At 52.1% G+C, this 23,310-nt stretch carries 26 protein-coding genes; 9 read left to right on the forward strand and 17 right to left on the reverse strand.

What is annotated here, in order from left to right:
* Positions 1 to 4 precede the first annotated feature (4 nt).
* The 7 genes from ACTJI9_RS03155 to moaA form a co-directional block, all read right to left on the reverse strand.
* Positions 5 to 841 (reverse strand): ABC transporter permease, encoded by an 837-nt coding sequence (locus ACTJI9_RS03155; RefSeq protein ID WP_337354614.1) that lies wholly within the window; start codon positions 839 to 841, stop codon positions 5 to 7.
* Positions 838 to 1,551 carry an ABC transporter permease gene (locus ACTJI9_RS03160; RefSeq protein WP_440805931.1) on the reverse strand — a complete coding sequence of 238 codons (714 nt, stop codon included), beginning with the start codon at positions 1,549 to 1,551 and terminating at the stop codon, positions 838 to 840. The genes ACTJI9_RS03155 and ACTJI9_RS03160 overlap by 4 nt, the downstream gene beginning before the upstream one ends.
* A gap of 103 nt (positions 1,552 to 1,654) precedes the next feature.
* Positions 1,655 to 2,446 (reverse strand): ABC transporter substrate-binding protein, encoded by a 792-nt coding sequence (locus ACTJI9_RS03165; protein WP_336439881.1) that lies wholly within the window; start codon positions 2,444 to 2,446, stop codon positions 1,655 to 1,657.
* A 236-nt stretch (positions 2,447 to 2,682) separates the two neighbouring features.
* Positions 2,683 to 3,192, reverse strand: coding sequence for a molybdopterin-guanine dinucleotide biosynthesis protein B (gene mobB, locus ACTJI9_RS03170; protein WP_115053268.1), 510 nt, complete (start codon positions 3,190 to 3,192; stop codon positions 2,683 to 2,685).
* Entirely contained in the window at positions 3,189 to 3,818 is a 630-nt protein-coding gene (gene mobA / locus ACTJI9_RS03175) for a molybdenum cofactor guanylyltransferase MobA (protein ID WP_337354615.1), read from the reverse strand. Before mobA ends, mobB begins: the two co-directional genes overlap by 4 nt.
* Before the next feature lie 2 nt (positions 3,819 to 3,820).
* Positions 3,821 to 4,699 carry a DMT family transporter gene (locus ACTJI9_RS03180; protein WP_115052731.1) on the reverse strand — a complete coding sequence of 293 codons (879 nt, stop codon included), beginning with the start codon at positions 4,697 to 4,699 and terminating at the stop codon, positions 3,821 to 3,823.
* 134 nt (positions 4,700 to 4,833) lie between these two features.
* Positions 4,834 to 5,823 (reverse strand): GTP 3',8-cyclase MoaA, encoded by a 990-nt coding sequence (moaA, locus tag ACTJI9_RS03185; protein WP_336440208.1) that lies wholly within the window; start codon positions 5,821 to 5,823, stop codon positions 4,834 to 4,836.
* A gap of 237 nt (positions 5,824 to 6,060) precedes the next feature.
* On the opposite strand from moaA, the gene ACTJI9_RS03190 reads away from it, so the two are divergent.
* Positions 6,061 to 6,438, forward strand: a complete 378-nt coding sequence (locus ACTJI9_RS03190) for a DUF971 domain-containing protein (protein ID WP_337354616.1) — start codon at positions 6,061 to 6,063, stop codon at positions 6,436 to 6,438.
* 1 nt (position 6,439) lies between these two features.
* On the opposite strand, the gene ACTJI9_RS03195 is transcribed toward ACTJI9_RS03190, so the two are convergent.
* Positions 6,440 to 7,051: a L,D-transpeptidase family protein gene (locus tag ACTJI9_RS03195; RefSeq protein WP_115052734.1), complete on the reverse strand. Its 612-nt coding sequence runs from the start codon at positions 7,049 to 7,051 to the stop codon at positions 6,440 to 6,442.
* A gap of 289 nt (positions 7,052 to 7,340) precedes the next feature.
* Here ACTJI9_RS03195 and ACTJI9_RS03200 point away from each other — a divergent pair, with 289 nt between their 5' ends.
* Positions 7,341 to 9,257: a L,D-transpeptidase family protein gene (locus ACTJI9_RS03200; protein WP_440805935.1), complete on the forward strand. Its 1,917-nt coding sequence runs from the start codon at positions 7,341 to 7,343 to the stop codon at positions 9,255 to 9,257.
* A gap of 6 nt (positions 9,258 to 9,263) precedes the next feature.
* On the opposite strand, the gene ACTJI9_RS03205 is transcribed toward ACTJI9_RS03200, so the two are convergent.
* From ACTJI9_RS03205 to ACTJI9_RS03230, 6 genes are all read right to left on the reverse strand, one after another.
* Complete coding sequence (locus tag ACTJI9_RS03205; RefSeq protein ID WP_115052736.1) at positions 9,264 to 10,004, reverse strand: proteasome-type protease; 741 nt, start codon at positions 10,002 to 10,004, stop codon at positions 9,264 to 9,266.
* Positions 10,005 to 10,034: 30 nt separating this feature from the next.
* Complete coding sequence (locus tag ACTJI9_RS03210) at positions 10,035 to 10,832, reverse strand: transglutaminase family protein (protein ID WP_115052737.1); 798 nt, start codon at positions 10,830 to 10,832, stop codon at positions 10,035 to 10,037.
* Between the two features lie 5 nt (positions 10,833 to 10,837).
* A complete protein-coding gene (locus tag ACTJI9_RS03215) occupies positions 10,838 to 11,779 on the reverse strand; it encodes an alpha-E domain-containing protein (RefSeq protein ID WP_307285758.1) in 942 nt (313 codons plus the stop codon).
* Positions 11,780 to 11,860: 81 nt separating this feature from the next.
* Positions 11,861 to 13,273 (reverse strand): circularly permuted type 2 ATP-grasp protein, encoded by a 1,413-nt coding sequence (locus ACTJI9_RS03220; protein WP_115052739.1) that lies wholly within the window; start codon positions 13,271 to 13,273, stop codon positions 11,861 to 11,863.
* A gap of 230 nt (positions 13,274 to 13,503) precedes the next feature.
* Complete coding sequence (locus ACTJI9_RS03225; protein ID WP_115052740.1) at positions 13,504 to 14,013, reverse strand: BA14K family protein; 510 nt, start codon at positions 14,011 to 14,013, stop codon at positions 13,504 to 13,506.
* A gap of 115 nt (positions 14,014 to 14,128) precedes the next feature.
* A complete protein-coding gene (locus ACTJI9_RS03230) occupies positions 14,129 to 14,812 on the reverse strand; it encodes an HAD-IA family hydrolase (RefSeq protein WP_115052741.1) in 684 nt (227 codons plus the stop codon).
* A 183-nt stretch (positions 14,813 to 14,995) separates the two neighbouring features.
* On the opposite strand from ACTJI9_RS03230, the gene rpiA reads away from it, so the two are divergent.
* From rpiA to gor, 3 genes are all read left to right on the forward strand, one after another.
* Positions 14,996 to 15,715 carry a ribose-5-phosphate isomerase RpiA gene (rpiA, locus tag ACTJI9_RS03235; RefSeq protein ID WP_440805941.1) on the forward strand — a complete coding sequence of 240 codons (720 nt, stop codon included), beginning with the start codon at positions 14,996 to 14,998 and terminating at the stop codon, positions 15,713 to 15,715.
* Between the two features lie 92 nt (positions 15,716 to 15,807).
* Positions 15,808 to 16,353, forward strand: coding sequence for a DUF2059 domain-containing protein (locus ACTJI9_RS03240; RefSeq protein ID WP_336439888.1), 546 nt, complete (start codon positions 15,808 to 15,810; stop codon positions 16,351 to 16,353).
* A gap of 113 nt (positions 16,354 to 16,466) precedes the next feature.
* Positions 16,467 to 17,858: a glutathione-disulfide reductase gene (gor, locus tag ACTJI9_RS03245; protein ID WP_307285745.1), complete on the forward strand. Its 1,392-nt coding sequence runs from the start codon at positions 16,467 to 16,469 to the stop codon at positions 17,856 to 17,858.
* A gap of 12 nt (positions 17,859 to 17,870) precedes the next feature.
* Here gor and ACTJI9_RS03250 read toward each other — a convergent pair whose 3' ends face one another.
* The 3 genes from ACTJI9_RS03250 to ACTJI9_RS03260 form a co-directional block, all read right to left on the reverse strand.
* Positions 17,871 to 18,188, reverse strand: a complete 318-nt coding sequence (locus ACTJI9_RS03250; protein WP_307285741.1) for a BrnA antitoxin family protein — start codon at positions 18,186 to 18,188, stop codon at positions 17,871 to 17,873.
* Entirely contained in the window at positions 18,172 to 18,429 is a 258-nt protein-coding gene (locus ACTJI9_RS03255) for a BrnT family toxin (RefSeq protein WP_307285738.1), read from the reverse strand. The genes ACTJI9_RS03250 and ACTJI9_RS03255 overlap by 17 nt, the downstream gene beginning before the upstream one ends.
* A gap of 84 nt (positions 18,430 to 18,513) precedes the next feature.
* A complete protein-coding gene (locus ACTJI9_RS03260; protein ID WP_440805946.1) occupies positions 18,514 to 19,395 on the reverse strand; it encodes an alpha/beta hydrolase family protein in 882 nt (293 codons plus the stop codon).
* Positions 19,396 to 19,591: 196 nt separating this feature from the next.
* Here ACTJI9_RS03260 and ACTJI9_RS03265 point away from each other — a divergent pair, with 196 nt between their 5' ends.
* The 4 genes from ACTJI9_RS03265 to ACTJI9_RS03280 all read left to right on the forward strand — a co-directional run bounded on the left by ACTJI9_RS03265 (position 19,592) and on the right by ACTJI9_RS03280 (position 23,249).
* On the forward strand, positions 19,592 to 20,971 hold the full coding sequence (locus ACTJI9_RS03265) for a class II 3-deoxy-7-phosphoheptulonate synthase (protein ID WP_440805948.1): 1,380 nt from the start codon (positions 19,592 to 19,594) through the stop codon (positions 20,969 to 20,971).
* A gap of 79 nt (positions 20,972 to 21,050) precedes the next feature.
* Positions 21,051 to 21,482, forward strand: a complete 432-nt coding sequence (locus ACTJI9_RS03270) for a GFA family protein (RefSeq protein WP_440806228.1) — start codon at positions 21,051 to 21,053, stop codon at positions 21,480 to 21,482.
* 96 nt (positions 21,483 to 21,578) lie between these two features.
* Positions 21,579 to 22,754 (forward strand): Na+/H+ antiporter NhaA, encoded by a 1,176-nt coding sequence (gene nhaA, locus ACTJI9_RS03275; RefSeq protein WP_354343933.1) that lies wholly within the window; start codon positions 21,579 to 21,581, stop codon positions 22,752 to 22,754.
* Between the two features lie 60 nt (positions 22,755 to 22,814).
* The gene (locus ACTJI9_RS03280) at positions 22,815 to 23,249 is read left to right on the forward strand and encodes a GFA family protein (RefSeq protein WP_440805951.1); all 435 of its coding nucleotides are present in this window, start codon (positions 22,815 to 22,817) and stop codon (positions 23,247 to 23,249) included.
* Positions 23,250 to 23,310: the final 61 nt, after the last annotated feature.

Below are 23,310 nucleotides of genomic sequence, written 5' to 3' on the forward strand. Positions count from 1 at the left end.
GGTTTTAGCGAGTCAAATGGCGGGTGATGCGGCGTTCCATCCAGTCCCATAAATGGCGCAAAGCTTCAACCAGCAATAGATATATGATTGCAGTCCAGAGATAGGTCTGGAAGTCAAAGGTGCGTGAATAGGCCAGTTTGGTATAGCCCATAAGATCATAGACTGAAATCAGCGCCACAATAGCCGAGCCTTTGATCATCAGGATCAATTCATTGCCGTAGGGCCGCAAAGCCACGATCAATGCCTGAGGCAAGATGACTTTGCGGAATGTCACAAACTTGGAAATACCCAAGGAGGCTGCGCCTTCCCATTGCCCCGGTGCAACGCTGCGAACAGCGCCGCGCAGGATTTCCGCCTGATAGGCGGCGGTGTTTAGTGCAAAGGATAGCAATGCGCAGTACCAGGCTTCGCGAAAGAACCCCCAAAGCCCGATCGCCTGAAGTTCTTTGCTGAACGATCCAAGGCCGTAATAGATCAGGAAAACCTGAGCGATCAGCGGCGTTCCGCGGAAAAAGTAGACATAGAAATAGGCTATGGAAGATATGATCCGATTTTTACTCATCCGGCCAAGCGCAATCGGAACGGAAAGCACTGCGCCGATAATCACTGATGCGAGGACAAGGGTTATTGTGGTCCAAAGCCCGGACAGGTAAGTCGGAGCATATTTGTCGATAAGTTCTCTGTCCCAGGCGACGAAGAGAAAATATATCAGACCGACGATCAGAGCCGTCCAAAGGCCTACCAGCACATGGCCGATAATGCGTGTTTTCGTCCATGGCTTGGGCGGCGATGGTGGTCGGCGCACTGCTGCTGCAGAGGGGGCGATTGCATTATCGGTCATCTCTTTGCCCCGCTCTTGGCCGCCCAGCGATCAATACTGTTAATGACGAATGATGAAAGGATGCCGAGTATAAGGAAAATGAGACAGGCGGTTCCGTAGAACAGGAAGGCTTGCTTCGTTACACGTGCCGCCACTGCAGTCTGGCGCAAAATATCCGCAAGGCCGATGGCCGACACAAGCGCCGTATCTTTCAGCAATATCAGCCAGAGATTACCTAGACCGGGCAGGGCGATACGGATCAATTGCGGCAGGATAATCTTGCGCATGGTTTGCCCATAGGAAAGACCAATCGCATAGCCACCTTCATATTGCCCTTTGGGAATAACACGAAATGCGGAGAGAAAAACTTCACTTGCATAGGATGAGAAGACCGTGCCCAAGGCGAACATGCCCGCGATAAAGGAGTTTATCTCTATGGCGCCGGTATAACCGAGCAATTGACCGATTTTTTGAACGCCGATCTGTCCGCCATAATAGACCAGAAACAGCGTCAACAGCTCGGGCAAGCCACGAAATATCGTCGTGTACATATTGGCGGCGAGTTTGACCGAAGGTTCTTCTGACTGTTTACCGAGGGCGACGAAAAATCCGATCGCCAATCCCAAAGGGAGGGTGGCAAGCGCCAGCGTCACAGTGACAAGAATTCCGCTGGCTATGCTCAGGCCCCATCCGCCTTCGCCAAAACCCAAGAGTGCTATTGAGCCTTCCATAGGCAACTTTCATATCTCGCGGGCAATTCCCCAACCCGTCATTTTTGTAAGTTCGCAGATGGCAGTTTTATCCGCCATCTGCCTGTCAGATCAACTTTTTATCTTAGTTTTCTGCACCATATACGTCGAACTTGAAGTACTTATCGTTGATTTCCTTGTACTTTCCGTTCTTGCGGATCGCAGCAATCGCTTCGCTGAACTTGTCTGCCAGAGCAGTATTGCCCTTTTTGACAGTCACACCAGCACCTGGGCCGTGAATCGCGATATCAGGGGTAATTGTACCGAGGATCTTGCAGCAAGAACCGGCATCACTGTCCACCCACTGGCTAAGTACAACTACGTCATCCATAACCGCGTCGATACGGCCGTTTGAAACGTCGAGCTTATACTCGTCGGCAGTCGGATACATTTTGATGTCAGAGCCGCTATATTTGGCTTCAGCAAAGTTGGAGTGGCTTGTCGAACCTTGAACGCCAAGGGATTTGCCCTTCAGCGATTCCGGTGAGACATCCTTGATATCGGAATCTTTCGGTACAGCGATTGCTGGCGGCGTGTTGTAGTATTTCTTGGAGAAGTCGACCTGCTTCAGACGTTCCGGGGTGATCGACATGGAAGCGATAACAGCATCGAATTTATCAGCCTGAAGTGCTGGGATCATTCCATCCCAATCCTGCGTGACGAAAGTGCAATCTGCCTTCATCTCTTCGCACAGCGCCTTGCCAATATCGATGTCGAAACCTTCAAGCTTGCCGTCCGAGGTCAGATTGTTGAAAGGAGGGTAAGCTCCCTCGGAAGCGATTTTGATCTTCAGCGCATCCTGTGCATGGGCTGCGCCCATGGTTAAGGCGAGGGCTGCAGCAGAAATCGCGATTGCGAGACGCTTGGTTGTACGCATTTATTTGAACCTCTCTTTTATAAGCCCGGCTGTTCCCCTGTTTTTTCTGGACAGCCTTCCGAGCAAAGTCGCAGTTTACGTCACTGCTCCTGACACCGATATTCCCACTAGTTTTCAAGGAAAAGCAACCGGGAATCGTGTGCCGTTTAACGAATCCGACCGTAAAAATTCCCGATATTTGAGGCCTCTATATTTTTATTTCACACATACGGGATGAAAAGACACATTCAAACACATCAAACGCGAAGTCCCGTTTCACGCTCGATCATATCGGCGAGCCCATTAACGTCATCAAGTTCAAAAACCGGCACGGTTTCATCATTTAAGGCGTGGTCACTGGCAACAGCGACGATTGTCGGATCGCCTGCCGTCAGGGGCTCGCCGGAGCGGCCTTCCTGACGCCGTGTCTCGATCTTCTTGTGTCCCTCGCGTTTATATCCCTCAATCAATATGAGGTCGCAGGGTGAGAGTCGCTCCACGATGGTGGCCAGCGACGGCTCAGCCTCATTCGTCAATTCGTGCATCACCGCCCAACGGCGACCGGAGACAATCGCAACTTCGCCAGCCCCGGCTTTGCGGTGGCGATAAGAGTCTGTGCCTTCCTTATCGATGTCGAAATCGTGATGCGCATGCTTGATCGTCGACACTTTCCAGCCCCGCCGCGTCAGTTCTGTAACCAGCTTGACTGTCAGTGTGGTTTTCCCAGAATTTTTCCAGCCAGTTATGCCGAACAGGCGAGTCGTCATGTTGAAGGCGTCCATCGCTTTTGCGCTTCGAGAATATCTTCCTGCGTATTTATGTTGAAGAAGGGGTCGATTGGCTGGTCTGTTTGCGTCGTTGTCAACGGAAACTCAAAGCTCTTGTGTGGGTACGCAGCGATCCAGCTCATCACTCGGCGGTTTTCGTCATCAGCCAGCCATGCACGGAGTTCACCACGTGATGAAATCGGCCATATGCCAAAAACAGGGTGAATCCGTCCGGCCGACGATGCAATCACTATCCTATCTGGTGCATCGGCGATTTGCTGACTCAGTTTTTCACAAAGATCATCCGGGAAGAAAGGGGTATCGGTCGCAACCGTCAAAATATGCGAAAAACCATCGCTATGGGTTGAAGCCCATTCCATTCCCGCCAGTATCCCGGCTAGGGGACCGGCGTAGCCGGCAATTTCATCCGGGATAATCGGAATGCCAAGATCGCGAAAATGTGCAGGATCATTATTGGTGTTGAGAGCTAGAACCGGTAGCTGGCGTGCCAGACGCTGGTGAATATGGTCGATCAGTCTGCCCGTGCCGAAGGGTAGAAGAGCCTTGTCAGACCCATTCATGCGGCGCGATTGTCCGCCCGCCAGAATGATACCCGCTGTTTTCAAGATCAGACTCCGTCGGGTGAAGACGCTGCCGCAGTGGCTGCTGGCTTTGCGCGGCTCACCATCTGCTCACGATAAAGCGTATATAGACCGCTGCCAATAACTATGATCGAGCCGATTATCATTGGCATATCGGGCAAATCACCGAAAAACAGGAAGCCAAGAAGGATTGCCCATAGAAGGCTCGTATAACGAAACGGCGCAACGAACGAAATTTCACCTTCGCGCATTGCAAGAATGAGAAAATGATACGCTGCCATCACGCAACAGGCAGCAAGAATCAACAGAAACGTATTTGTGGTCGACATGGGTGTCCAGCCACCCAGCGGTACAATCATCGCGGCACCGGCGACGCCAACGCCGACCGATGTCAAAGCGGATATCATCAGCACGGGTATGGTTTTGGGAACTCTGCGGGTTGCAAGGTCTCGTAACGACGCAAAAATCACCGTAACCACAATCAGCAGAACATAGGGGCTCATTCCTTCCTGGCCGGGACGAACAATTATCAGAACGCCAGCAAGGCCTATGATGATGGCGACCCATCGACGCCAACCCACGGGTTCTCCGAAAAACAATGCCGCACCGAGTGTGACCAGAAGCGGTAATGATTGAAGAATGGCGGATGTTAGCGCCAGCGGAATGTGAACGAGCGCGATAAGGAAGGTGATTGTCCCAACGACTTCTCCAATAACGCGCAATATCGTCATCTTATGAAGCGCCTGCCGGATCGGGATCAGCATCCCCTGATACCAGGCCAGAGCCACGATTAACACTGTCGCTATGGTGCTGCGAACCAGCATGACCTGGCCCATGTTCATTTCTTCGGCGACAAATTTCACTGTCGCGTCATTGAAAGTGAAGCACGCCATGCCGATAGCCATGTGCAGACTTCCGCGCAAATTGGGAGATAGCGCCAAGATTTTTTACTTCCGCTGGGCAGGACGATTCTCCTCCAGAATCGCTGTCATTGATATATCAACGAAAGCAATATTGTGCATGCGGAATCTTTGGAATTTTAGCCGCCGGTCACGCTCATATGGCGGGAAACTGCCGGGCGATTATGGCGGCGGTCAATAATGAAGTCATGGCCCTTTGGTTTGCGGCCGATAGCTTCGTCAATAGCGTTGCTTAGGAGCTCGTTGCCTTCTGATGCCCGCAAGGGAGCACGCAAATCTGCTGCATCCTCCTGGCCGAGGCACATATAAAGTGTCCCGGTACAAGTCAGGCGAACACGATTGCAGCTTTCGCAGAAATTATGCGTCATCGGCGTGATGAAGCCGACGCGACCACCCGTTTCCGGAATTTCGACATAACGGGCAGGGCCACCCGTCTTGTAAGGAATATCGTTCAGCGTGAATTCTTCCCGCAGCCTTGTTCTGAGCAGCGACAAGGGAAGATATTGGTCCGTTCGGTCGAGATCAATTTCGCCCATTGGCATGGTTTCGATAAGTGTCAAGTCCATGCCGCGTCCATGTGCCCAGCGGATCATGTGCGGAATTTCGATATCGTTGAAATCTTTGAGCGCGACAGCATTCAGCTTGACCTTGATTCCAGCGTCCTGCGCAGCATCAATGCCCTCCATCACTCGGCCAAGATCACCCCAACGTGTGATGGCCTTGAACTTTGCAGCGTCGAGCGTATCCAGCGATACATTGATGCGTTTTACCCCAAGGTCCGCCAGTTCATGCGCAAACCGCGCGAGCTGTGAGCCATTTGTTGTCAGCGTCAGTTCATCCAAAGCGCCTGAACGCAAATGTCGGGAGATCTCGCTGATAAGATGCATGATATTCTTGCGCACCAATGGCTCACCACCCGTGAGCCTTAGCCGTTTCACGCCTTTTTCGATAAAGGCAGTGCACAGACGATCCAGTTCTTCAAGCGTCAGAAGTTCTTTCTTCGGTAGGAATGTCATATGTTCCGACATGCAATAGGTGCAGCGGAAATCACAGCGATCCGTTACCGACACGCGCAGATAATTAATCGTCCGCCCGAAAGGGTCGATCATGCTTGTCTGCGTTGGCGTCTGGTCGAATGTTGCCAAATGGTTCAAGAGCTTCCTCCTCACCCAGAGATAGTGCGGCGTCAAGGACTTGTCCAGTTATTGCGAATGGCGTCTATGCCTTATAGCTGAGACGTTTTCGCACATTTGCTTATAAGGATCGGCGGAATTAAGAGGCGCCGTCTTGGCGCTTGCAGCAATCAACGACAACGCCTACACCAAATAAAAACAGGGATATCAGTAATGACCGATGCTTGGCCAAAGGAACTACGCGTCAGCAAGGATCGAAAGTCGCTGGTCGTTACATTCGATAATGGCGAGCGTTATGATTTAAGCGCTGAATTGCTGCGCGTGGCATCGCCATCTGCGGAGGTGCAGGGGCATTCTCCCGAGCAACGCGTGACCGTCCCCGGCAAGATCAATGTCGAGATTGCCAAGATGGAGCCTATTGGCAATTACGCAGTGCGAATCACGTTTGACGACATGCATGACACCGGCCTGTTCAGCTGGGACTATCTGATCGATCTTGGCCGGAATAAGGACACACGCTGGCAGGCATATCTCGACGAGTTAACGCAAAAAGGCCTTAGCCGCGATCCGGTCAGCCGGAAACACTCATAAACTACCGCAGAACGACGACACGCGTGCCGACACCGACATTGGCATAGAGATGTTTCACGTCATCATTCGCCATTCTTATGCAGCCCGATGACATGGCGTGACCAATCGTCCACGGCTGGTTGGTTCCGTGAATGCGATAGATTGTCGAACCAATATACAGGGCTCTTGCGCCGAGAGGATTGTTCGGCCCTCCGGGCATATAAGCGGGAAGGATGCGTCCCTTCTTTGCTTCGCGGGCGCGCATGCGCGCTGGTGGTGTCCAGCCTGGCCATTCGGCCTTGCGCGAAATTTTGTTGCTTCCACTCCAGGTGAAGCCGGTCTTGCCGACACCGATTCCATAAGCCAATGCGCGGCCTTCTGCTGTCACATGATAAAGTCGCCGTTCGCCGGTTCGTATGACTATGGTTCCGGCTGAATATTTGGAAGGAAAAGCAACACTTTTCCGTGCAATTGGCGAAAAATCAGATTTAAATTTTGTCGACTGAATTTGGTATCCGTTGTTTGGGTGTTTTCTTTTCCCAAGGTTACTATCCATTGATTTTGCTGTTGCGCCGAAGCAACTTAGACAAAAAACGCCAAGACATACTAAAAATACGCGATAAACTCCAATCATCGTATCCCCCAATTCGATGTTTCGACCGCTTGTACTGTGACATTATTGCATGTTTGGGAAAAGAATGCCTATGATCAACTCGTCGTGTAGTGAATCAAAATGAAATTCGATGTGAATCGCGTTAATCTTTGAGTCGGGGTGAGTGCCGAAAATGCGTCGCCTGAGAATTATCTGCCGGCGGCGGAGCATTGTTAAAACATTCTAAACAAGATGCGCCGAAACTGGAACGACACCAAATTGATAGCCCGCTTTTGACTGCGGGCGAGACTGTTCCAGCTGGGCGAGCACCATGACTTCTTTCTCAAAAAAACGAGCACTCTTTCTGGCCGCAATGTTGTCGGCAACGGCGAGTGCCGTGCCGCAAGCTTCGGCAGCCAATAATCTGATGGAGCTTCTGTTCCCCGGTCGCCGGGTTCAATCCCAGCCTGTCATGCCGCCAGAACCAAGGGTCAACGTAGACCAGAATTCTGCGCCCGCGTCACGCGCGCCAATCAAGCGTGTAACGGTCACTGCGCCCAAGAATTATGACTACAAAGCGGATGCGCTGGTTCAGATCGATTTGACGAAGATTGACCCGCAACTGACAGCTTCCGCACATGTCGGCACCGGTGTTGCGCCATCCATGGAGATGGACCAGTTCGGTTTGAAGATCGATCATCTTCGCGAAGCGCATGTGAAAGCGGAGAAGGACATTGCTGATGCAATTGTCGCTTATTATGCATCCGGCAAGAACCCCATATGGACTGTATCCTATGATGTTTCGCCGAAAGCCAAAGCCGTTATTGCATTGTTTGCAAAGGCTGCGGAAAGCGGGCTTGATCCTCAGGACTATGCCGTAAAAGTACCCGGAGATGATTATGAGCGGAGCGATATTCCTGCTCGATTGAAGGAGCTTGCCGAGTTCGAACTTTCACTGTCCGCCCGCGCCCTTCGTTATGCGATGGATCAGGGGGATGGCCGCATCAATCCTAATCGCCTGAGCGGATTTCACGATCTGAATACGGACAATGTAAAGCCGCGCAACGTTATCGATCAGCTAGCGTCGGCTGGCGATGCGAGCGCCGTCTTAGCGGGATTTGAGCCGCAAAACAAATGGTACGCCGAGCTTAAGCAGAATTTGCATGCCATAGCTGACACTGCTGCCCCTTCTATTCATATCGCGCCCGGCACATTGATCCGTCCTGGCGAAAGCAATGCCGAGTTGAAGAATGTGGTTGCTCTCATCAGGGCAAAAGCACCCAAGGATTATCTTCTTCAGCATGATGCGGTTCTGCAGGCGAATGAAACTGCTGAAACCTATGATGTAAGTCTTGTCGAGGCGGTTAAGGACTATCAAAAATCGCAGGGACGACAGGCGGACGGCGTTATTGGAAATGCCACGATAAAAACTCTTCAAGGCGAGAGCAGCGCGTCCAAGCGCGACCGGATTCTCTATTCGATGGAGCGTTTGCGCTGGATGCCTCGTGATTTTGGCAGTCGCTATGTCTTCATTAATCAGCCCGCATATCGCGCACAATATTTCAACGATAATGCTGAGAAATTGGCGATGAATGTTGTTGTCGGGTCTGCGAAGAACCAGACCTATTTCTTCAATGATACGATTGAAACGGTGGTTTTTAACCCGTCTTGGGGGGTGCCGCGCTCCATCATTCTCAATGAGATGATGCCAAAAATCCTGAACAATCCATCCTATCTCGAAAATAGCGGCTATGAAGTCTACGACAAGTCCGGCCGGGTGGTTCCATCAAGTTCAGTCAATTGGGGGCAGGTTGCATCAAACGGCGGCGGCGTTGGCATCCGACAGAAGCCAAGTCTGGACAATGCTCTTGGTGAGTTGAAGATATTGTTCCCCAACAGCCATGACATCTACATGCATGACACGCCTGCAAAGTCATATTTTAAGAAGGATATGCGCGCTTTGAGCCATGGTTGCATCCGTTTGGAGCGTCCACGCGATATGGCAGCTGCAGTGCTTGAAATGCCTGTGGAGGAGTTAAACCAGTATTTCGGCAAGAACGAGCGTAACGTGAAGGTGAAATCACAGCTTCCTGTTTACGTCTCCTACTTCACAGCTTGGCCGGATGCGGCGACTGGGCAAATTCATTATTATGATGATGTCTATGAGCGCGACGCCTATCTTCAAAAGGCTATTCTCAAGACACAGGCCGTCCGTCAGGCTGACACCATTCAAACAGCAAATCTCTGAGCGAATTTAATCGCGCGATTTGATTTCAAAGGGCGGCAGGCTCTGGAACGCAAGTTTCAAAGCCTGCGACCAGCCTTCCGAGACGATCTCGTAATAGGGATCATTGCGCTCGATACGCTTCTCAAACCCGAGACGGAAACTGTCTGATTCGTAAAATTGCAGATCGAGCGGCAGTCCAACCGACAGATTCGATTTCAACGTAGAATCAAATGAAACCAGCAATAGCTTTGTCGCTTCCTCGAAAGTCATCGCGGGATCGTAAGACCGCACGATGATTGGCTTACCATATTTATGTTCGCCAATTTGGAAGAATGGCGTGTCCTGCGTCGATTCAATAAAGTTTCCCTCAGGATAAATAAGGAAAAGCCGAGGGTCCCCGCCCTTTATCTGACCACCAAGAATAATCGAAGCTCCAAAAGAATCGGCCCGCTGACCGCCACTATCCACTTGGTGGATCACATCGCGAATCGTGTCTCCGACCAGCCTTGCTGTCTGAAACATCGAAGGCATCTCGTAAATTGAAGGCGAGCGTTCAGAGGGCGTTTTCGTCCGCTCATTGAGAATGCTGATAACGGCCTGCGTGGTTGCTAGATTGCCGGCCGATAAAAGGGTAATCACCCGGTCGCCCGTTTTGGCCCAAGTGTACATTTTCTTGAATGTCGAAATGTTGTCGACGCCCGCATTGGTTCTTGTGTCAGACATAAACACAAGCCCACGGTCCAGTTTGAGCCCGACGCAATAAGTCATAGCGAATCCCAAGTTCGAAATATAAAGCGATTACTGCTCTACATTGACCTCGACGGCAAGTGATTCAATTGATGGTCCAAAGCGTATTCCGGAAACAGGCGCTGCTTCCCGATAATCTAGCCCGCAGGCGATGCGGACATAGGTCTCGTTCGGACAAAGGTCGTTAGCGGCGTCGAAGCCTACCCATCCCAGCCCATCTATATGTGCTTCCGCCCAAGCATGGCTGGCGGTCTGTTCAATCGTATTGTTCATCATAAGATAGCCGGAGACATAGCGGGCAGGTATACCCAAAAGTCTGGCGGCTGACAAAAATACATGGGTATGATCCTGGCAGACCCCGGTCCCAAGTCGAAGCGCCTCTTCGGCGGTTGTGTTGATGGTGGTTGAGTTGGGCGTATAAACCAGCTTGCGGTTCAACGCTCCCATCAACTCATGCAATATTTCCAGCCTGTCCGATTTTGCCGGCAATCCTGCTGCCAGATCCTTGATCGCCTCACCAGCCGCCGTCAGTTCGGTTTCGCGCTCATAGAGCCAGGTCGGCATGAAATTATAGACCTTGCCGAGAACGCCGCTCCTGTCTTCTGTTTCAACATGTCCTGCGGCGCGGATCACGAGTTCTTCTGTTCCCCGGTCAACACTGATCAACATGGTCCGGTTGCCATAGCCGTCGCGGTAATTTGCTTCCTGGGTTGCGCCGTCCACGGTTACTGTCCAGTCGATGACTTTCTGACCCGGAGAGCTTTGCGGATGAAGGCGCAACCGCTGAATGGCATAGTGAACGGGCGCATCGTAGCGGTAGTGGGAATTATGCTGGATGTTCAGAAGCATGGGTTTCAATCAAAATTGTAGGCTTTGGCAATTTTACTGCTCAAGCCAGTTGTTTGATAGATGAGATCGCTCAGGAATTCATGCAATCCATTGTCGAAGATCGTGCGGATATCATTGTTCTCAAGGCGCGTCATGATGCCCTCTGCCATATCGTGGCATTCGTGCCGGGCACCATAATCAATCGCCAGATGTTTAAGATTGTCGACGATATTGGAATAGCAGAAATTCAGCGAACGGGGCATGCGTGAATTAAGGATCAGATAATCAGCAATATTCACAGGGCTATATTCGATATCATAGACCCAGCGATAGGAGCGATGGGCGGAAACCGACCGCAAAATGGACTCCCACTGAAAATTGTCCAGCGTTGTACCGACATAGGAAATCGATGGCAGGAGCACATAATATTTTACGTCGAGAATTCGCGCCGTATTGTCGGCCCGCTCAATAAAGGTGCCTATCCGAGCGAAATTGAAAATCTCGTTGCGCAGCATCGTGCCATGAAAAGCGCCGCGAATGATTGCTGTTTCACGTTTGATCTGGTCGAGAACGCGTGGCAAGTCTGTTTCGGGAACTGCTGAGGCCAAGGTCGACTTCAACACCATCCAGGTTTCATTGACGCTTTCCCAGGCTTCGCGGGTCAAAGCGGTACGCACCATGCGCGCATTTGAGCGGGCTGTTTCGACGCAGGACATGACACTTGAGGGATTGCTCGGATCACGCAGGAGAAAATCCGAAACGAGGCTGGCGTTATATTCCTTGTACTTGTTGTCGTAACCGATCTTCACACCGGCGCTCATCAATACGGATGACCATTCTTCGGGTGCATCGGATGTTTTGGTCAGCGCCATGCGCAACCCGGCATCGATCAACCGAGCCATGTTTTCTGCCCGCTCTATATAGCGAAACATCCAGTAAAGACCGTTTGCGGTGCGCCCAAGTAGCATTTTCTAATAAAATCCCTCTTTTATTCATCGGGGGCCTTATGGATGACCCTTATTTCCGCAATTATCGGCAGTCGATTGAACCTAATCGTCCAACACCCATGTGTCCTTTGTGCCGCCTCCCTGACTTGAGTTGACCACCAGCGAGCCTTCCTTCAACGCCACGCGTGTCAACCCACCGGGTGTGATGCGGATACGGTCCGAAACGAGCACGAAAGGCCGCAAATCCACGTGGCGTGGCGCGAGACCTTTTTCCGTCATGATCGGTGTGGTCGATAGCGCCAATGTTGGCTGGGCGATGTAATTTTTGGGGTTGGCCTTCAATTTGAGTGCAAAATCCTCGCACTCTTTTTTGGAGGCAGCCGGTCCGACCAGCATTCCATAGCCGCCGGAACCATGCACTTCCTTGACCACAAGTTCGCTGAGATTTTCGAGGACATATTTCAGCGTGTCCGGTTCGGAACAACGATGAGTCGGGACGTTTTCCAGTATTGCCTTTCGCCCGGTGTAGAATTCGACGATTTCCGGCATGTAGGAATAAAGCGCCTTGTCGTCAGCAATCCCGGTTCCCGGCGCATTGGCTATGGTGATGTTGCCTGACCGATACACATCCATGATACCGGCAACGCCAAGCGCCGAGTCGCGGCGGAAGGTGAGGGGGTCGAGATAGGAATCATCCACGCGGCGATACAATACGTCGATGGCGCGGTTGCCTTCGGTCGTGCGCATGACGACCTTGCCATTTTCGACCTTCAGGTCGCCACCCTCGACCAGTTCCACACCCATCTGATCGGCCAGGAACGCGTGTTCGAAATAGGCGGAATTATAGATGCCGGGTGTCAGAACCGCGATTGTCGGTGTGCCGTTGCATCCGGGCGGTGCCACAGCCGCCAGGGACTGCCGCAGCATTTTCGGATAGGTCTCTACCGGACGAACCTTGATCTGCTGAAACAGTTCCGGAAAGAGCTGCATCATTGTTTCGCGATTTTCCAGCATGTATGACACGCCGGAAGGGGTTCGCGCGTTGTCTTCAAGCACATAGAACTGGTTTTCGGCCGTGCGGACGATATCGACGCCTATAATATGGGTATAGACATTGCCCGGTGGGCGGAATCCGACCATTTCCGGCAGATAAGCATCATTATGTGTAAACAATTCGCGGGGTATGCGCCCGGCGCGGATGATTTCCTGACGGTGGTAAATGTCATCAAGAAAGGCGTTAAGAGCCATCACGCGCTGTTCGATACCTTGGGAAAGGCGTCGCCATTCATTGCCTGTTATAATGCGCGGGATAATGTCGAAAGGAATAAGCCGCTCGGCAGCCTCTTCGTCGCCATAGACGGCGAAAGTAATACCGGTTTTACGAAAAACATTCTCAGCGTCGAGTGCTTTTTGCGCCAGTCGGCCTGGATTTTGCGTATCGAGCCAGCTTTTCAGCTGGTCATATGGCGGACGGACCTCGTCGCCGGTCTTGATCATCTCGTCAAATGGCTTCACTCAAATCCCCTTTTATACAACTGACATTCAAGCGCGTTCGGGGAAAAATGCAAGCACATTCCTCCGTTAACATCCGCCACGGATAAGAGGGGCTAAAAACTAGGCAGCTATGATGTCTTATGGGCAAGAGCAAAAAGCCTTCGTCTAATATGAAGGCATTTCATTGATGTCGGCTAACTAGAAATGGGCCCGGCTGTGATAGCCGGGCCAAAGAATCAAGTCACACCACCTTAATAGGGTGAGTTGCACTGGCGGCGCGGACCGTAATTGGGCTGATATGTATTGTCCGACGCACGATATGAACGATATCGGTCATAGCACCATTGAGTGTGCGAACGGACGCCACGATATGCCGGGCGATTAACAGTGCTGCCAACAATCACGCCCGTGCCAAAGGCGGCCAGCGGGAACCATGCGCCGTCATAATAACGATATCCCGGACGATGATGACGCCAACCGCGATGGCCGCGCCAATATCTGTCGCCTCTCCAGCCGCGATCTCCTCTCCAGCCACGATCGCCGCGCCAATGCCTGTCGCCGCGCCAGCGATCACCACGGCTCATATATTGTTGATGCTTGTTGTAAAAAATGGTTCTGCGATCACGCACGGTCTGCACATTCGCATTGCTGGTTTCGATAGCCACAGGCGCAAGCGGTGCGGAAATTGCCGGAACGGCACCCGCCGATAGCATACCGACAGACATGGCCATTGCTGTCAGAATTGAAGTGAGCTTTTTCATCGTTCCTCCAGAGTTTCCCGAAGTATCAAACACTTCGTTCTAATGACGAACCAATTTTGTCGGCATCATTCTACAACAGAAACGCGCATCGCGATGCTTTGTTCCTTCCTCTGGCCTATGCGTTCACGGCAGCAATCAAATTCCCGGTCATCTCGACGCTCAACTCGCGATAATGTGAAATGACGCGGCTGGGATCGTACGTCGCAACCGGCATATCGGAATAGCCGAAATCAACTGCGATCACCGGAATTCCGGCTGCTTTGGCTGTGTTGATGTCCGTATGACTGTCGCCCACCATCACGGCTCTGTCGACGTCTCCGCCTGCCAGCCGGATTGTCTCAATGAGATGCCGTGGATCGGGTTTTCTGAAGGCAAACGTATCACCACCGGTAATGGCGGCGAAACGGGATGTCTCTCCAAGGTGGCCCAGCAGCGATACGGCCAAACCTTCAAACTTGTTCGTGCAAATAGCAAGGAGGTAACCGGCATTGGCAAGCTCGTCCATTGCCTGTGCAACGCCTTCATAAAGCGCGGAGTGTCCTGGCATATTTGCACTATAATGCTCGATAAAAAGACCGAGAAGCCAGTCGAGTTGTTCCGGGCTCAAGAGTTTTTGCTGTGCCTCAAAAGCACGCTCGATCATGACGCGGCCGCCTTGACCGACATAGCGGCGCAGCGCCACCGGGTCGACCTTTTGCATTCCTGCTGCATTCAGACAATGATTGAGGCTGTCGAGAAGATCAGGAGCTGTATCTACCAGCGTTCCATCAAGGTCGAATACTATAATGGGTTGAGACATCTTATTCCTGCAATCGCTTTGTGGGTGTCAAACCGGCCAAAATCAAAAGGCCAGCGGTCTGATTCAAACATTCGCATCCCTTTTCGATCACCACTGGTCTTGACCCTTTTGACTGACGTGTTAGGGAGCCCAATGTCAATGCAAAAAGATGGCATGTCAAAGCTGCAAGAGGACGCATCACCCATGGATCCGAGAACACTGAAGATCGAAGCTGCCGCTGCGGCATTGACCTACGTCGAGGATGGCATGCGTCTTGGTATCGGCACGGGATCGACGGCAGAAGAGTTTGTTCGCCTTTTGGCAAAGAAAGTCGAGGAGGGAATATCTGTCATTGGCGTGCCCACCTCGGAACGGACAGCAGCGCTTTGCCGCGAGCTTTCTGTGCCCTTGTCAACGCTTGAAGAAACGCCGCAGCTTGACCTTACCATTGATGGTGCCGACGAGATTGATGCACAGCTCAGCCTTATCAAAGGTGGCGGAGGCGCGCTGCTGCGTGAAAAGATCGTTGCCGCAGCTTCAAGCCGGATGATCGTAATTGCCGATGCTTCAAAGTTCGTCGATGTGCTCGGCGCTTTTCCGCTGCCCATCGAAGTCAATCGCTTCGGACTGGCCGCGACAAAGCTGGCGATCGAGCGGGCGGCTGCGGGGTTGGGTCTGTCGGGCGCCCTTACATTAAGGGTGACGGGAGGCGATGCATTTGTTACAGAGCCATTTGTAACGGACGGTGGACATTTGATCCTGGATGCATCTTTTGGCCGCATTCCGGATACAAGAGCGTTGTCCAATGCTTTGCATGCCATTCCCGGCGTGGTGGAGCATGGATTGTTTCTGAATCTGGCGCATACAGCCATATTGGCCGGTGCTGACGGTATTCAAACATTGCAGCGTGCCCCATCTGTCTAGGCGCGCAGTAATATTAGAATTGGTTGTTTCATCTGCAAGCTTGGAGATGTTTCGGGTGAGACGCGTACAACGAAAAACGGAGCGATAAATTCATGAACCGAGCAACTGGCTTTCGCCGCTTGATTGCACCCTTGTCCATCGCAATCATGCTGAGCGGTGTTTATTCTGCACAAGCGCAGGAGATCACTCCATCACATCTGGCTGCTGCACGCGCCGCTGTTACGGCTATCAAGACCACCGATCAATTCGATACAATTTTGCCAATGGTTGCCCAGCAGCTGAAGTCGGAGCTGATCCAGAAAGACCCGAACCTGGAATCGATCATCAGCACCACTGTCGATGAACAGGCTCTGGTTTTGGCTTCGCGTCGCGGTGATCTCGAAAACGAAGCAGCCCGTGCATATGCTGTTTCTTTCACTGAAGAAGACCTGAATGCCATCACTGGTTTTTACAATTCTCCAGCTGGAAAAAAGCTCCTTTCGGAAGGTCCGATTGTTACGCGTGAAGTTCTGAAGGCCGCCGGCATCTGGCAGCGCGGTATAGCCCGCGATCTGGCTCAGGCTGTTGCCGAAAAGGTTGTTGCAGCAGCGGCGGCAACATCGCCTGCTCCCGCAGCACCGGAAGCCCCCAAGCCGTGAGCTAACTCTACGGTAACTTGATTTCAAAGCCCGGTTCAAGCCGGGCTTTGTGCTTTTAAATCGTTTGGATAAGTCCCATATAGTTGCTCAGGCAAAGATTCGGAGTGCTCCCCATGACATCATATGACTACGACCTTTTTGTTATTGGGGGAGGGTCCGGGGGTGTTCGCGCTGGCAGGCTTGCGGGCGCAATGGGCAAAAAGGTCGGCCTTGCCGAAGAGTTTCGCATGGGCGGAACTTGTGTCATACGCGGCTGCGTTCCCAAAAAACTGTTTGTTTATGCCTCGCAGTTTCCAGAGCATTTTGAAGCAGCCGCTGGTTATGGCTGGACGGTTGGACCTGTCAGCTTTGACTGGGCCACGCTGGTTGCCAACAAGGATCGTGAGATTGCGCGGCTGGAAGGGCTGTATCGCAAGGGGCTGGATAATTCGCATGTCGAGATATTTGACAGCCGAGCAGTGCTGATCGACGCTCACACAATTGAAATCCTCAAAACCGGTAAGCGCATTACGGCTGATCAGATATTGATCGCTGTTGGTGGGCACCCAAACCCGCATGCCGCATTGCCGGGCTACGAGTTTTGCATAAGCTCCAACGAGGCATTTCATCTGGAACAGCTGCCGAAGGCCATTATAATCGCCGGTGGGGGTTATATAGCTGTCGAGTTTGCAAATATCTTCCACGGCCTGGGTGTCGACGTCACCCTTGTCTATCGTGGCAAGGAGATACTTTCGCGGTTCGACCATGATCTGCGGCATCTTTTGCACGAGGCGATGGAAGCCAAAGGCATAAAAATCCGCTGTGGCGAAATATTGAAAGAGGTCAAGCGTAATACTGACGGTCGCCTCGACGTGCATTTATCGTCAGATGACGAACTTGTTGCAGATCAGGTCATGTTGGCAATTGGGCGTGTGCCGAACACAAAAATGCTCGGTCTGGAGCAGGTCGGCGTCGAAGTTGATGAGATTGGCGCCATTAAGGTTGACGACTATTCACGCACGACTGTGGGAAATATCTGGGCGGTTGGCGATGTAACAAATCGCGTACAGCTAACCCCGGTGGCCATTCATGAAGCTATGTGTTTTCTTGAAACGGCATTCAAGGATAATCCCACCAAGCCTGACCACAATGATATCGCGACGGCGGTGTTTTCGCAGCCCGAGATCGGTACGGTGGGTCTCTCGGAAGAGGAAGCCGCCAAGAAGTTCGACGAGGTTGAAGTCTACAGGGCCTTGTTCCGCCCGATGCGCAATACGCTCTCCGGGTCAACAGAAAGGATGCTGACCAAGCTCATTGTCGATGCGGCGAGCCGCAAAGTGGTGGGTGCCCATATCCTTGGGCCGGATGCTGGCGAAATGGCGCAGCTTTTGGGCATTCCGATCAAAGCGGGCTGCACCAAAGACGATTTTGACCGGACAATGGCGGTTCACCCGACCGCTTCGGAGGAGCTTGTTACAATGTACAAGCCTAGCTATCGCCTTATCAAAGGCGAACGCGTCGACTGAATTTGATGGAAATTAAACTTTTGCTTGCCGGAGCACTTCGTTAATCCTGGACTGCCAGCCCTTCCCGGTCGCTTTGAACTTGGCAATCACGTCAGGATCAAGACGTATCGTTACCGGCTGTTTGGTCGTGGCAGAAAGCGGGCGGCCACGTTTGGCGATTTCCTCATCGATTTTTTTCGCCAATTCAGGGAAAACTTCGCGAAATGGGCGCGCATTCTTCAGTTCTTCCTCCGTCCACTCAGGATTATCTGGATCATTTGCAATGCCAGCCTGAATTTTTGCCTCTTCCTCGTCGCTAAGGGGGCTCACACGCCTATTGGGAATGTTCATATATTCTCCTCTCCAATCGACTTGCCAGACGCATTGATATTATCGATATCGCTTCGGTACCGAGAGCCACAAAAACAACTGCGATGATCTGGCCATAGAATAGGCCCGTCGCTTTTAGCCGGTGATGATTTGCCGATACAACCTGTGCTTCAGCAAGGAATTCTATGTCCAGGTCGGCAAAGTCGAGCTCATGCTTCAACAGGTTTTTTAAACGCTTCGGTTCGTCCCAAATGATTATCATATATTGTACGTACAATAAATAAGAGAAATCAAAATAATGGAACGATAGTAAGGAATTGTCTCCGTTTAAAGCACGACCTTGGTCTTATGCTGCACGAGCGCCAACGCGTTTTATGGCGTTTGCGGGCAGCGTCCCGTTCAGCAACCAGCCCATCACGTCTGGCCAGAGAGTTTCAGCGCGGGTTTTGCGGAAATAACCAAGATGGCCGATCTGATCGGCGCGGTTTTCCGGTGATAACCAAAGCTCGTGAACATCTGCATTCACCAGCCTTTCGAGGAATAATCGAACAGCCCTTGGCGTTCCCCAAGGGTCGTCATTTATGCCAACGCCCAGAACCGGTATCTCCACTGCTGAAAAATGCCGTGCTTCAGGAACTTTTGGGTCTTCGAATAAGAAGTTCCGATTGCGGCACCAACGCGCCCAGTCACGGAAAATGCTGCCGGGAAGGGCTTCGCCTATTCCGCTCCATTTGGGCAATCGTCCAAGCGGATATGTGAGCGGCACGCCCAGGAGGTTCATTCTGGCAAAGACGGCAATGGGCTCGGCAGTGTTGCGATAGTAACCCGACAGCGAGGCGATGGTGGTATATCGCTCAAAATCAACTGAACGGTTGCATAGGCCGAGCGCGACCCCGCCAAAGGAATGGCCAATACCGACAATTGGTTTGTTACCGGATGCTTTTTTCAACTCGTCCAGCGCCGCAGGCATGTCCAGAACTGCCCAATCCTTCATGTGGAGGCGGGGCTTCCAGCCTTTGGGAACTTGTGATTTCGCTACTCCGCGATAATCGTAAGTGAGTACGTGAGAAGCGCCGAGTTCAAGCAATCTGTTGGCAAAATGCCGATAAAAACTGTCAGGAACCGCGGCAGCAGAAGAGATCAGAACCCCTGGCTTTTGCCCCGGCCCGCTGAACAGAGTGCCGCGCAAGGGAAACCCATCTTCAGCCTTAAAAGCAATCTCCTGCATCGCAGCCTCCCACACTTACTTTTACGTTAAGGTAATATAGATGGGCACTTCTCACAATGACCAAAAGAGATGAGCGGGGTAATTGTTAACGGGACTGGTATCACAGGCGTAATTGGACTATATGAGCGCCTTCCGGCATGACCGGAAAAATTCAAACAAACGCTACCAAAGTGGAAAGCAAGTAACAGGTGCAATAATGACCAAGAACTGGACACCGACTTCCTGGAGAGGCAAACCGATCAAGCAGGTGCCTTTTTATCCGGACGCTCAGGCTCTGAGCGATGTCGAGGCCCGTCTTCGGACATATCCACCGCTGGTTTTTGCAGGTGAGGCACGCAAGCTGAAGAAGCAGCTCGCCGCTGTCTCGCGTGGTGAAAGCTTCCTGCTGCAGGGTGGTGATTGCGCCGAAAGCTTCGCCGAACACGGCGCCGACAATATTCGCGACTTTTTCCGCGTGTTCCTACAAATGGCAGTTGTTCTGACCTTCGGTGCCTCGCAGCCCATCGTCAAGGTTGGCCGTATTGCGGGCCAGTTCGCCAAGCCGCGTTCTTCGGACACGGAAACAAAGAACGGCATTGAACTGCCAATCTATCGCGGTGATATCATCAATGGCACCGAGTTCACCGAGCAATCGCGTATTCCGGATCCCGCACGTCAGGAAATGGCATACCGTCAGTCCGCAGCAACGCTCAATCTTTTGCGTGCCTTCGCGCAAGGCGGCTATGCCAATCTGGAGAACGTCAACCAGTGGATGCTTGGCTTCGTGGCCGACAGTCCGCAAGGCGAGCGCTATGGCATGCTTGCACGCCGTATCGCCGATACGGTCGACTTCATGCGCGCTGTTGGCATTACTGCTGAAACAAACGCGCAATTGCGTGAGACAGACTTCTACACAAGCCATGAAGCGCTGCTGCTTGGCTATGAAGAAGCTTTGACTCGCGTGGATTCCACGTCCGGCGATTGGTACGGCACGTCAGGTCACATGATCTGGATCGGCGATCGTACCCGTCAGGCTGATCACGCGCATATTGAATATTGCCGTGGCATCAAGAACCCGCTTGGCCTCAAGTGCGGACCAAGCTTGGAGCCCGACGATCTTTTGCGTCTGATTGATCTGCTCAATCCTGCAAACGAGGCTGGGCGACTGACATTGATTGCCCGTTTCGGTCACGACAAGGTTGGCGATCATTTGCCAAAGCTGATCCGCGCCGTGCAAAAGGAAGGCCGCAATGTTGTCTGGTCCTGTGATCCGATGCATGGCAATACCATCACTGCCAATGGTTACAAGACACGTCCATTCGACCGCATCCTTAAGGAGGTTGAGGGCTTTTTTGCAGTTCATAATGCCGAGGGAACATATCCAGGCGGCATCCACATTGAGATGACAGGCAATAATGTAACGGAGTGCACGGGTGGTGCGCGCGCTATCTCTGCTGAAGATCTGCAGGATCGCTACCACACCCATTGTGATCCGCGCCTTAATGCCGATCAGGCTTTGGAGCTTGCTTTTCTGGTTGCCGAGCTTCTCAAGAAGGAACGTGACAGCCAGCCACAGAAAATGGCTGCAAACGGCTGATCAAGCTAACTTAAAATTTAATGGCGGCCACGTGGCCGCCATTATTGTTTTAGGGGTAAGGTACAGCGCAGGAGGTGCCATGGACAAGAGTATCAACGAAATCGATGGCGCCTGCCATTGCGGCACTGTTCGGTTCCATGTGCGACTGAAGAATGGCTTGCACAGTGCTCGCAGATGCACCTGCTCCTACTGTCGGATGCGTGGTGCGGTTGCCGTGAGCGCCAATATTAGTGACATCATAATATTGCAAGGCGAAGACGCGCTGACACTTTATCAATTCAATACGAATACAGCCAAGCATTATTTCTGTTCAAAATGCGGGATCTATACGCATCACCAGCGCCGCTCAAATCCACAGGAATACGGCGTTAATGCTGCATGTCTTGCGGGTATCAGCCCCTTTGATTTTGAAGAACTGCCTGTAAATGACGGCACCAGTCATCCTTCCGACAGGGGAAAGGATGCAAGTTCGGAACTAGCCGGAATTTTGAGGTTCTATCCGCGACAGTGACGTCCTTATAAACGCAGAAAACTCTATTCTCACAATCATGTCATTACAAACCACTTTGGGGTGGAGTTTTCTTACTTCGAATACTATCAAAGCGGTATGAACACGAAAACGCCCCGCCGAGTCCGTCTGTCAGCATCCTTCCGTTCATTCATGGCAAGCGAGGCCGCTGGCGGCATTATTCTCATGGTGGTTGCTGCGCTGGCGTTGATCATCGCCAATTCTCCGCTCAGTCAGACATATTTTGATTTGCTTCATCGGTATGTTGGCGGATTAAGCGTCCTGCATTGGGTAAATGACGCGCTGATGGCAGTGTTTTTCCTGCTGGTCGGCCTTGAGATTAAACGTGAGATGATCAGCGGACAATTGTCAAACTGGTCGCGGCGAGCACTTCCCGGCTTTGCTGCCGTTGGCGGGATGGTCGTTCCAGCTCTGATTTTCGTTGCCTTCAATGAAGGCGATACCATCCGGGGCTGGGCTATACCATCGGCCACAGACATTGCTTTCTCGCTCGGCGTGCTTTCGCTGCTCGGGTCACGCGTTCCTATGTCGTTGAAAGTATTTCTGACGGCGCTTGCCATTATCGATGATCTGGGTGCGGTCATCATTATCGCGCTGTTCTATTCGCAAGGCTTGAACATACCGGCCCTCGCCGGTGTCGCCGTCGTTTTTGCTCTCCTTATGGCGATAAATTTCATGGGCATGGTCAGGCTCTGGGCCTATGTCGTGCTTGGTGTAATTCTCTGGATACTGGTTTTCAAATCCGGCATTCATGCGACGATTGCAGGTGTGCTTCTTGCTTTGACTATCCCCATGAAAGGGGAAAAGGGCGAGGCAGATTCGCCGCTTCTCAAGCTTGAGCATGCCATCCAGCCATGGGTCGCTTTTGCAATTGTGCCGATATTCGGATTTGCTAACGCAGGTGTTTCGTTCAGCGGCGTCTCGCTCTCCAATCTGGCCGATCCGGTGCCGCTTGGTGTTGCAGCCGGCCTGTTTGTAGGCAAACAGCTTGGCGTGTTTTCCTTTGCATGGCTTGCCATCAAAATGCGGCTGGCTGAGCGTCCCGCCGGCGCAAATTGGATGCAAATGTATGGCGTCTCTACCCTTTGCGGCATTGGCTTTACGATGAGCCTGTTTATCGGGTTGCTCGCTTACGCCAATTCGCCCTTGCTCCAGGATGAAACGAAGCTCGGCGTTCTGCTTGGCTCTTTGCTGTCGGCTCTGCTTGGTGCGCTCCTGCTGGTGCTGTCGTCAAAACGATCAGCCAAGGCGTGAATGTAAAAGCAGGCGGGCTTGCGCACGGCTATTCTCCAGTCCTGCAAGGAGGACCATTTGATGACGGAATTGCATAAAGGTTCGTGCCTTTGCGGAAAAGTGCACTTTGAAACGCGCGGTCCCCTTCGTGGCATAGTCTACTGCCATTGCTCGCAATGCCGTAAACAGTCCGGCCATCATTACGCAGCGACGAACGTGCAGGATGACTGCATTGATATATCCGGAAAAGAAAATATCAGTTGGTATGCCGCCAGTGAGTTTGCCCGGCGCGGCTTCTGCAAACATTGCGGCTCTGTCCTGTTCTGGAAGCACAATGAGCTTGACTACATCTCAGTTATGGCTGGAGCCTTCGATAGTCCCACAAGTCTTGAGGGTGAAGTCCATATTTTCGTTGCTGACAAAGGCGATTACTACGAAATTGCCGATGGCCTGCCGCAGTACGAAAAAAGCAGCAGCGGTGTTGTAGTGGCCCGCCAAAGCATTGATGTAGGTTGACGAATCGCCACATTGCGCTTGTCACGTTATTCGGCGATCTGGAATATTTCCGCGATTCCGT

Origin of the sequence: Phyllobacterium sp. 22552 (assembly GCF_052044585.1) — a bacterium.
GTDB lineage: Bacteria > Pseudomonadota > Alphaproteobacteria > Rhizobiales > Rhizobiaceae > Phyllobacterium > Phyllobacterium ifriqiyense.

Excerpts from the sequence above, each read along its gene's own strand:
- ACTJI9_RS03215 (WP_307285758.1), bottom strand. The coding sequence starts at position 11,779 with ATGCTACTTGGGCGCACCGCAAACGGTCTTTACTGGATGTTTCGCTAT.
- ACTJI9_RS03180 (WP_115052731.1), bottom strand. The coding sequence starts at position 4,699 with ATGGCTATCGGCATGGCGTGCTTCACTTTCAATGACGCGACAGTGAAA.
- ACTJI9_RS03195 (WP_115052734.1), bottom strand. The coding sequence starts at position 7,051 with ATGATTGGAGTTTATCGCGTATTTTTAGTATGTCTTGGCGTTTTTTGT.
- ACTJI9_RS03260 (WP_440805946.1), bottom strand. The coding sequence starts at position 19,395 with ATGCAGGAGATTGCTTTTAAGGCTGAAGATGGGTTTCCCTTGCGCGGC.
- ACTJI9_RS03250 (WP_307285741.1), bottom strand. The coding sequence starts at position 18,188 with ATGAACATTCCCAATAGGCGTGTGAGCCCCCTTAGCGACGAGGAAGAG.
- ACTJI9_RS03255 (WP_307285738.1), bottom strand. The coding sequence starts at position 18,429 with ATGATAATCATTTGGGACGAACCGAAGCGTTTAAAAAACCTGTTGAAG.
- ACTJI9_RS03210 (WP_115052737.1), bottom strand. The coding sequence starts at position 10,832 with ATGCTTCTGAACATCCAGCATAATTCCCACTACCGCTACGATGCGCCC.
- ACTJI9_RS03155 (WP_337354614.1), bottom strand. The coding sequence starts at position 841 with ATGACCGATAATGCAATCGCCCCCTCTGCAGCAGCAGTGCGCCGACCA.
- ACTJI9_RS03190 (WP_337354616.1), top strand. The coding sequence starts at position 6,061 with ATGACCGATGCTTGGCCAAAGGAACTACGCGTCAGCAAGGATCGAAAG.
- ACTJI9_RS03280 (WP_440805951.1), top strand. The coding sequence starts at position 22,815 with ATGACGGAATTGCATAAAGGTTCGTGCCTTTGCGGAAAAGTGCACTTT.
- ACTJI9_RS03230 (WP_115052741.1), bottom strand. The coding sequence starts at position 14,812 with ATGTCTCAACCCATTATAGTATTCGACCTTGATGGAACGCTGGTAGAT.
- ACTJI9_RS03165 (WP_336439881.1), bottom strand. The coding sequence starts at position 2,446 with ATGCGTACAACCAAGCGTCTCGCAATCGCGATTTCTGCTGCAGCCCTC.
- nhaA (WP_354343933.1), top strand. The coding sequence starts at position 21,579 with ATGAACACGAAAACGCCCCGCCGAGTCCGTCTGTCAGCATCCTTCCGT.
- rpiA (WP_440805941.1), top strand. The coding sequence starts at position 14,996 with ATGGATCCGAGAACACTGAAGATCGAAGCTGCCGCTGCGGCATTGACC.
- ACTJI9_RS03200 (WP_440805935.1), top strand. The coding sequence starts at position 7,341 with ATGACTTCTTTCTCAAAAAAACGAGCACTCTTTCTGGCCGCAATGTTG.
- mobB (WP_115053268.1), bottom strand. The coding sequence starts at position 3,192 with ATGACGACTCGCCTGTTCGGCATAACTGGCTGGAAAAATTCTGGGAAA.
- ACTJI9_RS03205 (WP_115052736.1), bottom strand. The coding sequence starts at position 10,004 with ATGACTTATTGCGTCGGGCTCAAACTGGACCGTGGGCTTGTGTTTATG.
- moaA (WP_336440208.1), bottom strand. The coding sequence starts at position 5,823 with ATGATCGACCCTTTCGGGCGGACGATTAATTATCTGCGCGTGTCGGTA.
- ACTJI9_RS03160 (WP_440805931.1), bottom strand. The coding sequence starts at position 1,551 with ATGGAAGGCTCAATAGCACTCTTGGGTTTTGGCGAAGGCGGATGGGGC.
- ACTJI9_RS03265 (WP_440805948.1), top strand. The coding sequence starts at position 19,592 with ATGACCAAGAACTGGACACCGACTTCCTGGAGAGGCAAACCGATCAAG.
- ACTJI9_RS03225 (WP_115052740.1), bottom strand. The coding sequence starts at position 14,013 with ATGAAAAAGCTCACTTCAATTCTGACAGCAATGGCCATGTCTGTCGGT.
- ACTJI9_RS03240 (WP_336439888.1), top strand. The coding sequence starts at position 15,808 with ATGAACCGAGCAACTGGCTTTCGCCGCTTGATTGCACCCTTGTCCATC.
- gor (WP_307285745.1), top strand. The coding sequence starts at position 16,467 with ATGACATCATATGACTACGACCTTTTTGTTATTGGGGGAGGGTCCGGG.
- ACTJI9_RS03270 (WP_440806228.1), top strand. The coding sequence starts at position 21,051 with ATGGACAAGAGTATCAACGAAATCGATGGCGCCTGCCATTGCGGCACT.